Source organism: Chamaesiphon sp. OTE_20_metabat_361, from assembly GCF_031364565.1.
The window spans coordinates 1-11,083 of sequence record NZ_JANLWO010000603.1 but is presented as its reverse complement, the minus strand read 5'-3'; the positions used below and the strand labels follow the sequence as shown (position 1 = coordinate 11,083).

General features: G+C 46.2%; 12 protein-coding genes and 1 pseudogene. 5 read left to right on the top strand and 8 right to left on the bottom strand.

Going from position 1 to position 11,083, the window contains the following annotated elements; all coding sequences use genetic code 11:
• The 4 genes and pseudogenes from RMO35_RS17360 to RMO35_RS17345 form a co-directional block, all read right to left on the bottom strand.
• Positions 1–1,349: pseudogene (locus RMO35_RS17360) on the bottom strand (hypothetical protein); the annotation flags it as partial.
• Between the two features lie 22 nt (positions 1,350–1,371).
• On the bottom strand, positions 1,372–1,728 hold the full coding sequence (locus RMO35_RS17355) for a DUF5615 family PIN-like protein (RefSeq protein WP_309742567.1): 357 nt from the start codon (positions 1,726–1,728) through the stop codon (positions 1,372–1,374).
• Positions 1,728–1,976 (bottom strand): DUF433 domain-containing protein, encoded by a 249-nt coding sequence (locus RMO35_RS17350; protein WP_309742566.1) that lies wholly within the window; start codon positions 1,974–1,976, stop codon positions 1,728–1,730. Before RMO35_RS17350 ends, RMO35_RS17355 begins: the two co-directional genes overlap by 1 nt.
• 104 nt (positions 1,977–2,080) lie before the next feature.
• Positions 2,081–2,281 (bottom strand): hypothetical protein, encoded by a 201-nt coding sequence (locus tag RMO35_RS17345; RefSeq protein ID WP_309742565.1) that lies wholly within the window; start codon positions 2,279–2,281, stop codon positions 2,081–2,083.
• 455 nt (positions 2,282–2,736) lie between these two features.
• Between RMO35_RS17345 and RMO35_RS17340 the strand changes: the two genes are divergently transcribed.
• The 4 genes from RMO35_RS17340 (at position 2,737) to RMO35_RS17325 (ending at position 5,970) form a co-directional block, all read left to right on the top strand.
• On the top strand, positions 2,737–3,618 hold the full coding sequence (locus tag RMO35_RS17340) for a WYL domain-containing protein (protein WP_309742564.1): 882 nt from the start codon (positions 2,737–2,739) through the stop codon (positions 3,616–3,618).
• Positions 3,619–3,714: 96 nt separating this feature from the next.
• The gene (locus RMO35_RS17335) at positions 3,715–4,329 is read left to right on the top strand and encodes a DNA-3-methyladenine glycosylase (RefSeq protein WP_309742563.1); all 615 of its coding nucleotides are present in this window, start codon (positions 3,715–3,717) and stop codon (positions 4,327–4,329) included.
• Between the two features lie 298 nt (positions 4,330–4,627).
• On the top strand, positions 4,628–5,113 hold the full coding sequence (locus tag RMO35_RS17330; protein ID WP_309742562.1) for an NlpC/P60 family protein: 486 nt from the start codon (positions 4,628–4,630) through the stop codon (positions 5,111–5,113).
• Positions 5,114–5,136: 23 nt separating this feature from the next.
• A complete protein-coding gene (locus tag RMO35_RS17325; RefSeq protein ID WP_309742561.1) occupies positions 5,137–5,970 on the top strand; it encodes a DUF1995 family protein in 834 nt (277 codons plus the stop codon).
• Positions 5,971–6,192: 222 nt separating this feature from the next.
• Here RMO35_RS17325 and RMO35_RS17320 read toward each other — a convergent pair whose 3' ends face one another.
• Together RMO35_RS17320 and RMO35_RS17315 are read right to left on the bottom strand one after the other, a co-directional pair.
• Positions 6,193–7,050, bottom strand: coding sequence for an MnmC family methyltransferase (locus tag RMO35_RS17320; RefSeq protein WP_309742560.1), 858 nt, complete (start codon positions 7,048–7,050; stop codon positions 6,193–6,195).
• Between the two features lie 115 nt (positions 7,051–7,165).
• Positions 7,166–8,059 (bottom strand): M48 family metallopeptidase, encoded by an 894-nt coding sequence (locus RMO35_RS17315; protein WP_309742559.1) that lies wholly within the window; start codon positions 8,057–8,059, stop codon positions 7,166–7,168.
• 161 nt (positions 8,060–8,220) lie between these two features.
• Between RMO35_RS17315 and ychF the strand changes: the two genes are divergently transcribed.
• The gene (gene ychF / locus RMO35_RS17310; RefSeq protein ID WP_309742558.1) at positions 8,221–9,309 is read left to right on the top strand and encodes a redox-regulated ATPase YchF; all 1,089 of its coding nucleotides are present in this window, start codon (positions 8,221–8,223) and stop codon (positions 9,307–9,309) included.
• A gap of 103 nt (positions 9,310–9,412) precedes the next feature.
• Here ychF and RMO35_RS17305 read toward each other — a convergent pair whose 3' ends face one another.
• Positions 9,413–10,705: a Zn-dependent hydrolase gene (locus RMO35_RS17305; protein ID WP_309742557.1), complete on the bottom strand. Its 1,293-nt coding sequence runs from the start codon at positions 10,703–10,705 to the stop codon at positions 9,413–9,415.
• Positions 10,706–10,759: 54 nt separating this feature from the next.
• A partial coding sequence (uraD, locus tag RMO35_RS17300; protein ID WP_309742556.1) for a 2-oxo-4-hydroxy-4-carboxy-5-ureidoimidazoline decarboxylase occupies positions 10,760–11,083 on the bottom strand: 324 nt, incomplete at its 5' end.

Genomic DNA, 11,083 nt, shown 5'->3' with positions numbered 1-11,083 from the left:
GGACGTTCAAATATGAATCGTAAGACCTGCCAACGTGCTTTCTTAGCATCGATTGTCATGCCGCAAGCATAGCAAAACTCTTTACTATCATCTCCAGGCGATCGTAATTCTGGTAATACTAGCCTTTCGGTTAAAAGTGGTGGTGGTAAAAGCTCTAAATCTTCAGCCTTCATCTCCAAGAGTCGATACATTTCCGAAATACATTGAGTGAAAATATCCCCACGGGTAGAGTTAATTTGATCGGTTGCAGTTTTTGTGAAGGTTTTGGCGATTGCCTTAATTTTAGAAAAACGATCGGGATTGTTCCTCTCATCTAACTCAACAAATCCAAACGGATCATTTCCCGTTATGTCGATTAATTTCAACTTCTCTTGAATAAAATCTTGCCTAAATACAATTTTCTCCATCAGCTTTGTTTGCTGAGTTTGAAGTTTTTTCTGTTGAGGCTTGGTGATGCCAGCAACAGTTAACTGTTGCTCGATCGATTCAATCTCTCGATAGATATCAGATTGTTCTCGCAAGCTACCAACAAAAGATTTTTCAAAATATTCAGTGTATTTTTTAGCTTCTTTGGCTTGCATCTCCTCCTTATCTTGGAGTGCTTTTTGTGTAGATTTTAGATCTTTTTCGCTTAACTCATCATCATTAATACTTTGCTGTAGTTTATCGATGTCTTGTTGTCGCTTGGTTTGTCTGCGCTTAACATCACGAATCACCGCATAATACCAAGCAGATAATACCTGTGCTTGTGTTAGCGTTAAAATTGGTACATCTACGGTACTAAAGCCTCTGGCTGATAATGTGACGGCATTGAGCATCATTGCAAATGTCTGAACTAATCCAGGAAGCTGGTAATTACCATAATCAGAGAAGATAACTTCTTTAATAAATTTCTCCCAGATCTCAAAGAAATTGGCAGATTCTATATTTCCAGGTATGAAAACTCGGACATGACGATCGCTTTCGTCGAGCAAGATAATTCGATATACTTTTTGAAGATATTCTATAAACCTGTCGATCGTACTCTCAACAGCCAGTCGAGCCTGTAGCTCTCCAGGTAGTGGAGATTTATATAATATTTTTATCTCTCCAATTATTTCTCGATCGTAAATCGCATTATTTCCTTGAATCTTGACACTCAGTGTTTTATTACTGCTACTCAACTTAGCTAAGTTCAATCGACGAATCAAATTAGTGGCATCTAGAGATCTCGCGATGCTTTTAACTTCTGGATGACAAACTAATGAGTCGATCGTATCTTGCGTAGGTGAAACAACTTGACTCGCGATCGCACTAGTCAAGATCTTGAGATCGATAATAGTTGGTGCTGTAGATAATAGGCTTGGCATAGCATATTTAAGATAGGATTATTCAATCTGTATCCGCCGGACGAATTCTGACTTTTCGAGAATCGATCGTGACTATCGCACCTGTCAATAGCTCAGATTGAAAGCGATTTAAAAATTCTAGACAAGCATTAGAATGCTGCGTCGTTGCCAAATTAGACAATCTGACAATCCCCGCATGAGGTTGACCTTTAACTATTGCTAATTCACCAAAATCTTTGTCCTGAGTAATGAGAATGCGATTTTCAAGATGAGCGGTTGCCAAAATTTCCTCATCCCCAGGATCTATATCCCAATCGCCCGTCCAAATTACGTCATACCCCGCAGCAATTAGATCGTCTCGTACCCGAAACGACATATTAGTGTCAAGTAATATCTTCATTACGCAGTTTCAAGTAACAGGGGTTCGACGCGCTCGTGTCCGACGAGACGATGTGCGTAGACTAGACAAGCTCGAACATCCTCTGCTTCCAGCCAGGGATAAGCAGCTAGTAAAGTTTCCGCAGTATCCCCCGCCGCTAACATGCCTAATACCTGTTCTACAGCTAGTCTTCTACCTCTAATAATTGGCTTGCCAGCAAAAATCTGAGGATTGACAGTGATTCGAGCGAGTAACTCTTGTTCGTTCATTTGTATACCAACCTTCCTTTGTACTAGAGTATCTCAACCCAACTAGGAATACTCATCGAATCAGAGCAAATGAACTCCCATTCGACGAGTATCTAACAAATGTACTATGCTATCTCTCTAACAGTCATCTTGTACTCATATTGCTGGGCGGTTACTTTGCGCTTTTCAAAGTGATAGCCTCTCTTCTTGAGTACGTGCATGGTTGCAGAGAAACGGTGGCTAATCTGCTCGACCAGTTCATTGGCAGAGTGCCAACAGCCATCAGACATTAGCGCGATCGTGCGGTCAGGAAGGTTATTTTCCATTTTTTTAGGTAGGTATGTTTTGTACAACTAGGTCAGCTATAGGTTAATCTGGAAACAAGTATTATTTTTGATTGAGCTAGGTCTGACCTAGTTCTTTCCATTTGATAATAGTTTGTTGTTAATGCTCTGTCAAGCAAATTAATTATAAGCCATATACTTCAACACACTTCAAAAAAATACATGGCTTTGGCGCTTAGGCGAGTAAAATAGATATAGATAAATCCTTTTCAGGGATTGAAACAATGCTTCTGTTAAGTACGTTGTATTATGCAGTTTGATAAGCCCTATCAGGGATCGATCTAAAATATATCAATTCTTCGCCAGGATCTACCCTGGCTTTTTTGATGCTCGATACTCATACGTGCATTTAGCATAGTCCCATTATTTGCATTTGCGCTTGCGGTATAATTGCTAGTATGCCACACTATTTCTAAAAGTGCAACTACTCTGTCGAAATGGCTCGAAAAAAAGATACCATCACACTTTCAATTCCACCTGGAACCAAAGAGCAACTAGAAGCGATCGCGCGTAATCTCCAGATCTTATGGGGCAAAGAACCCAGTATTTCCGGGCTTATTGTCGCGATCGCTCAACAGCAAATCACTGTTGGACAACAGTTCACCTTCGATAAATCGCACGTATACTCTCTAGAGAAGGCGATTAAGCTATTGGTAGATACAGGCTCCCTTGGCGATGCTCAAATCCTAGTAGAACTCCTACTTGCCAAAGCCACCCTTACCCCCGAACATCGTCAGACTCTATTTCAACATGTCAGTCAGCCAGAAGGAGGATGGCGGATGGAGATCGATCGATATTGCGAACAAAAGCAACCATTTCGGCTACTATACCAAGATGCTCAAGGCGATTCACTGGAATATACCGTTCGGTATGCGGAGATTGCTTTTCATGACAAGCGGTTTTATGTCGATGCTTGGTGTGAGGAAGTGCCAGATGCTCCTGATTATCCCGAACTAACGCACAATCGTTGCTTTAGACTCGATCGCATTCAAGCGATCCTGCCGATTAGTAGCGCATGGCGGGATCTGGGTTTGGATTCCTTGCTAGTGCAATTACACTTTTATGGCGGTTTGATAAAAGCTTATGAATTCAAACCGGGTATCGACGAACGAGAAGAAATAAGCGATGGAGTCAGAAGAGTATGGCGGAGAACTTCCAGTCCTTTTTGGCTGCTAAAGGAGATTCGTGGTTATGGTAAAGATTGCGAAGTGGTGGAGCCTGAAAGTGTCAGACAACAAGCCAAAAAAGATGCTCGATCGATGTTAGCGAATTACGATCGAGCAGCCGCTGTTACCGATCGAAAGTTACCTTCTGAGTGACATGAGACAGAGTTCCCCGACTTAATCGAGCGCTGCTGCGTTACATTGCACTGAAGATACCGCTTGGGTATCGATCGATCGTCGAGTACAGAACATATGGAAGCAGTTATTCCCACCGCATGGTTCGATCGATCGGCACTCAGTGTCGCACCGGATTTAATCGGGTGTACGTTAGTGCGTCAACTTCCCGACGGTACCCAGTTACGCGGCATCATTGTCGAAACCGAAGCATATCAAGAAGGCGATCCGGCTTGTCATGCCTATCGCAAACAAACCAAACGCAATCAGATCATGTTTGGTGCGCCGGGATATATCTATGTGTATTTGATTTATGGGATCTATCATTGCGTGAATGTCGTGACCGATCGAATCGGTGCGCCCAGTGCCGTGCTAATTCGGGCGCTAGAGCTGACTCCAGAGACACTAAGTACCATTTTGCTCAAACCCAAGGAGAAGCCCATCAAAGCCGCCGCAGGGCCAGGGAAACTCTGTCTGGCGATGCAAATTAACTTAGCTCTTTACGGTACTAAATTAGAACTCGGCTCTGGACAAGCGATGTGGATCGAACACCGCTCGATCGATTGGCAAGCCAAGCTCGATCTCGGCACGAACGAACTTACCCAAACCACCCGCATCGGACTGACACAGGGGGTAGATTTGCCGTGGCGATGGTATCTCAAGGGTTGTCAGGCGGTTTCTAAGTTTGGGTAAGGGGTAATGGGTAAAGGGTAAAAGGTAATAGGTAAGCTATCTACCGCTATCCACTATTCACTATTCACTATCCCCTATCCACTATTCACTATTCACTATCCACTATCCACTATTCACTACTAACTTTGTTCTTATGCAAGATTTGACGATCGATCTCGTTGTGGATGTGGGTAATTTAACTGTAAGAGTGCAATAGCTTTCGACTCAGCCTGATGACTGAGAAAGTTTGGGGGAATGGCTGAGCTATCCCCAAAATTCTGAGAATGGGGTTGGGAAAAATTACCCACTATGCGAGATTATGTACCGTAAAATTCTGCTCTGTGCCGCGATCTGTGCTGCCTCAATCTTGCCAGCAAGTGCCAACGACAGCCCCGAACCCGCGAACGTATTGACATCTGAAGATCTGTCTACGGTGGCGGCTGAAGCCAAATCCTGGCAAGGTACCCGCTATCGCTATGGCGGTAAAGATAAAAATGGCGTGGACTGCTCTCACTTTGTCTATGCGGTCTACAATCGAATTTTCGAGGGTTATGATTACCGGATGGCGGATGAGTATTTACACGATCCGGACTTCGCCCCAACCAAATCGCCGATCGTTGGCGATGTAATTATTTTCCCATCAGTCGGCGGCGGATCTGCACACATGGGGATCGTTACCGATGTGAAGAGCCGCAAATTTATTGGCGCTCAATCGAGTACGGGTGTAAAGGAAACTAGCTTTGCACCGGGAAGTTATTGGGGCAAACGTCCGTATCGGATTTTATCACTGTTACCATCTGACTAGCGATCGATTACGAATCATGCCAGTTGCGCCCCACGGTTGTCGAGATCGGGCGCGATCGCGTTACAGTGGTTGGATACCAGCATCATCCTCAGCACCCGATCGCGAGCGTCTTAGTTTTTCACCGTGCCATGTCACAACTCCCCACCACCCTCGAAGACTCGATCGTTCTGGCTCAATCCGCCGCCTTAGCTGCGATCGCAGCGGGACACCAACGGATTACGATCGAGATCGCCATTCCCGAACTCAAGTCGATGAATTTGGCACGCCTATTTATCGAATCATTTAGCGATCGTGGCAATACCCTCAAGGTATTCTTCCCCGATACTGGTGCTGCTGCTCTAGCCAAGCGGGATTGGCAGGATCTGAACTTTAAAATCGACGATTTGGGCAATAGTCGATCGCCAATTGAAACTAAAATTCAACCCGAAGACCAATTATTTATCGCGATCGAACCATCAGCGATCGAAGTTGCCCAAGTCGAGCAATTATGTAATGCTGTAGGATCTCGTCCCGTCATCTTATTCTTACCCAAACTTGAAGATGCTGCAATCGTAGGCATCGGTTATGCCGCCAGACAGCTCCGCGACAGGTTTTTGAGTACTCTCACCTGTGCCTACTATATCAAACCCCTCGAAGCCGCTGCCCTCTACCGTTGCTACCCCGATCTCTGGCAAGTCTGGCTGGAGCAAGACGATGATTATACCCTCCTTGCCGAATCACCACACAAACCCGTCGGCGACGAGCTAGACGCGCTCCTGATGCCTGCTAACCCAGCTTCAGGCGATAATCCTACTGCGACTAAATCGCCGAGTTTATTCGCCAGTTTGGGGCGGTTCTTGCGGACGTTGAGTAGATAGCAGGTAGGGGATAGCTTGCACTGAGCGACAGCCGAAGTGTGGATAGTGGATAGTGGATAGTGAATAGTGAATAGTGGATAGTGGATAGCTTGCACTGAGCGACTTGTGCTGAGCGACAGCCGAAGTGTGAATAGTGAATAGTGAATAGTGAATAGTGGCTATTGTGCTTATTGGGTAGGAAGGAATTATAGTAATTCTCAATTCTCAATTCTCAATTCTCAATTATTTCCTCCAGCGTTTTTTCCATTGGGACGTAGTTTCCAAGCCACAATCATCCTGCTCAAGTTCGCGGCGAATGATAATTTTAGCCATCGAATCTGATAAGGTTAGATCGCGATAAGGAACCGCCGCCCGCGTCTGCAAATGTTCGAGTTCTTGTTGCGATAATGGGGCTAATTGTGATGATGTAAAACTCGCAACCGTGCCTGGAGATTTTCTGCCGACGGGACTAGTATCGCCGACAAATAATCCGGCGGCAACTAGCGCCGTCCGCACTGCCGAGGCACAGGAATAAGTAGCAATTATCCCATCAGACGCGCAACATTTCGCTACTCGATCGATAAATTCGAGCGTCCACAATTGCGGGCAAGCAGTTGGTGAAAATGGATCGAGAAAAATAGCATCGGCTGTAAATTCTCGGGCGATTACTTGCCCGATCGTTTGACGGGCATCGCCAAAAATTAATTGTGCTTTTAAGCGTTCGGTTTCAACTATTCCTGCACCCACAAATCGAGTCAATAGTTGTGGAATCGGCTCTTCCCAGTCACCAAGTAAATTATGTTCGATCGCCGAAATTGGCACGGCGCGATCGAGTTCTAGCGCGATAATCTCCACAGTACAATCGGGATGCGATCGCCAAATCGTCGCTAATGCAGCGGCACTATTGTAACCCAATCCATAACAAATATCTAAAATCCGCAAATGACCGCGACTAGCTTTTTGGGCTAATAAAGTCGGAATGGCATACTTATAAATCGACTCTTCCCGCGCACCATATTTACTATGAAAAGTCTGTCCAAACTCTTCCGAAAAAAAAGTATACGAACCATCATCGGTGATGCAAGGGTTAAATTGGGACATATAAATACCGCTCGGCGAGTGCGAACATCAAGGTATTCGGCTGCTTTCGGATCGCGCCGCGAATAACGATGCTGCTATTATCCTAAATGCCTAAGACTACGCAACGCAAGTTAGATTAAATCGAAAATTCCAGCAATCGGGAATATTCCCCTGAATCTGCCCATGCGAGTAACTGTGAGGCACGCATCACACCCCAGGGACTTTGGTAATTCATAAAGCCAACAATCTTGGCGATCCGATCGAGATTACTGATACTATTAACATCGAACTGTCGGGCTTGCGTTTCAAAGGCATCGATCGTTTGTTTATTGAGATATTCGTGAGGCAATCCACTCAATTTCATCAATGTCGAGATGGCAGTATCGAGATTTTGACAGGCAAGTAAACCCGCCCTATCGCTAGTAAATTTAGACATCACAATCCAATTGTACAGCGCGACTTCCACCCCATTAGCTGCTAATCCACCCAATCCAAAGGTGGTAGTACTCACCACGGTTTTCAACATTGGCATGACAATAGACAACTGCTGATAAGCTAGATAACCGCTCTTGACGCGCGCCAGTTCGTGTCCGAGTAAAAATAGTAATTCCTCATGGGAAAGCCATTCCATCGCCTCTAGATTAACGCCAATCGCGGGCTGCTCGACACCGATCGCATAGGAAACTATATATCCCGTGCCGCGATGCAGATATAATTCGGGCACGGGACTGACATCTAAAATTGCTGCCGCTTCGAGCAATGCCTGATGCAATGCGGGGAAGTTGGCATCATTGACTCGAAAATCTTCACCCTGAACTTGCAAACGCACCAATCGATCGATCCCATACTCATTAATCTTCTTGAGCAGCAGCGATAAACCGGGCATCTTCTCTAGATTCATCAGTGCTTGCCGATCTAGCGGATGTCGGTAGCTTTCGGGACGCAGCTCCTTGAATATGTGTCTAGTCACGGCGATGGTGGTGCTAAATTGGGACGAGGGGACTGGGAGATCGATTGATGTGGCTGTCACGGTTGTGTGTCCCGATCGTGTATGGACAGCATATTCACTAACTCATCCTAACTTATTTATTTAAAGTTCCTAGTCTCCCATCCCCCAGTCCCCCATCTTCCCCTCCGATCGCTCGATCGCGTATAATCGAGCCAGGGAAGTTGTCATCACTTGAGACTAAAATGCTAAGAGCCGGAATCGTTGGACTGCCGAATGTGGGCAAATCGACATTATTTAATGCCCTAGTTGCCAATGCCAAAGCTGAAGCTGCTAACTATCCGTTTTGCACGATCGAGCCGAATGTCGGTAGCGTCTCGGTTCCTGACGAACGGTTGCAAGTCCTCGCCGATATGGTGAATTCTGAGAGTGTCGTCCCCACGCGGGTAGAATTCGTCGATATCGCCGGATTAGTGAAAGGTGCTAGTCAGGGAGAAGGTTTGGGGAGCAAATTTCTGTCCCACATTCGGGAAGTAGATACCCTCGTCCAAGTCGTCCGCTGTTTTGAGGACGATGATATCATCCATGTTTCCGGCGTTGTCGATCCCCAGCAGGATATTGAAGTCATCAATCTCGAACTGATTTTAGCCGACATCGACCAAATCGAAAAACGGATCGATCGAGCCAGAAAAACCGCCAGAACTAGTAAAGAAGCCCAAATCGAAGTCATCGCCCTCGAAAAACTGCTCGTCGATTTAAACGCAGGTAAAGCCGCGCGTCAAGTCGAACTCACGGATGAAGAAAGCGAAAGTATTAAAGGGTTGGGATTGCTCACTCGCAAACCGATGATTTATGCCGCCAATGTATCGGAAGAAGATCTAGCCACAGGTAATGATTTTGTCGAGCAGGTTCGCGCCTTTGCAGCTAAGGAAGATGCTCAGGTGACGATCGTTTCCGCCCAAGTCGAAGCCGAACTCCTCGAACTACCAGCGGAAGAAAAAGCCGAATTTCTCGAATCATTAGGCGTATCTGAAGGCGGTTTAAAATCCCTCATTCGCGCGACATACCATCTGCTCGGACTTCGCACCTACTTTACCACAGGGCCGAAGGAAACTCGCGCCTGGACGATTAAAGCGGGGATGTTTGCACCCCAAGCCGCAGGTGTGATTCACTCGGACTTCGAGAAAGGTTTTATTCGCGCCAAAACCATTTCCTACGCTGACATGGTTGCGACTGGTTCGATGCAAGCTGCCAAGGATAAAGGCGTCCTACGCAGTGAAGGGAAGGAATATCTAGTCCAAGAAGGGGACATTATGGAGTTTCTGCATTCGTGATGCTCCTTGATGAGGGGAAAGGGTAAAGGGGAAAGGGGAAAGGGGAAAGGGTAAAGGGTAAAGGGTAAAGGGTAAAGGGTAAAGGAGAGGTAATTATTAACTATTAATTATTAATTATTGAAGATTTTGCTGCGTTACTTTTCACATGAAAATTATCGAGTTGGAGAAAAGTCTGTAATAAAACACTAGCACCACGATCGCATTCTTCAGGCGAAGTATACTCGTCTGCGGAATGACTGACTCCCGCGCGGCTGGGGACAAAAATCATCCCCATAGCTGTAAACCGACCGATTTCTTGGGCATCGTGTCCCGCGCGGCTGGGCATGTGGGTGTAAGCTAAACCCATATTTTGACAGACGCCCTCGATCGATTTCATAATTTGGCGATCTGCTAATGTAGGGCGAATGTGCAGCGTTTGCTGGATCGAAATTGCCGTCTCGGTAGTTCTGGCAATGGTGATAATTTCGGCTTTGAGATTCGCCGTCAGCAGTTGCAAACGTTCCTCCGAGAGATCTCGCATGTCGATTCGCAGATCGACCATTCCAGGCACCGTATTAGTGGCATTGGGCGACACATTGAGATAGCCGACAGTGGCAACTTGGTCGCCATCGATCGAGCGGGCGATTTTATTCACAGCTAGGACGATTTCGGAGGCGGCAACTAGGGCATCTTTCCGCAGATTCATCGGGGTAGTGCCAGCATGATTGGCGCGTCCGATAACGTTGACGGCAAATCGGTATTGCCCAACAACTCCTGTCACAATCCCAATCGGTTTATCGAGATGTTCTAAGACACCACCTTGTTCGACATGTAGCTCTACAAACGCCACCATCTCGCCAGATTTGCGTTTGGCTGTCGCAATTTGCGCCCAATCACCATCAATTCGATCGAGACATTCCTGAATCGGGGTACCATCCAAACGGGCATAATAACTGGCATCTTCTAATACCTCCCCCGCCATTCCCTTCGAGCCAATTACCGAACGTTCCTCATCGGTAAAGACAATTACCTCGATCGGGTGGTACAGTCGGATCGATCGATCGTGCAAAACTCGCACTACTTCAATCCCCGCCAGCACGCCCAAACAGCCATCATAACGCCCACCAGTCGGCACGGTATCGATATGCGATCCAGTCGCGATCGCTCCTGCATCTGGATTTAGACCCTCATAGCGACCGATAATATTACCAGCCGCATCCATCCTCACAGTCATTCCCGCTTCAACCATCCAAGTTTGCACCAATTTACGCGCGCGCAAATCTTCAGGTGTAAACGCCACGCGACTGATCCCACCTTGGGGTAGCTTGCCAATTTCGGCGAGTTCGGTTAGGCTGCGATCGAGTCTAGCGGCATCGATTTTTAATTCACTGAGAATCGGTGATGATGTAATTGTCATGAATTTAATTAAGTAATAAGTAATAAGTAATAAATAGGTTAGATGATGTGACTTTCAACTCGTTCGCGTAGCGTCCCCGTTCGCGTTGGCGAAGCCTGCCTTAGGCACAGCGTCTGCCTTAGCAGAAGGGGAATCGATTATTGCTAACAATCTAAACCGGGCGATCTGACTAATTTCCTCGATCGCGTTAGCTAATTCTTCATCGGCTGAATTCTGTAAGCGGCGATCGAATGCTGCTATGATGCTCGATTTAGTATGGTTTTTAACGGCAACAATAAAGGGGAAATCAAATTTTTCTAGATAAGATCGATTGAGTTGTTGAAACCTAACATATTCATCCTCACTCAACCGATCTAAGCCAGCACCTGATTGTTCTTG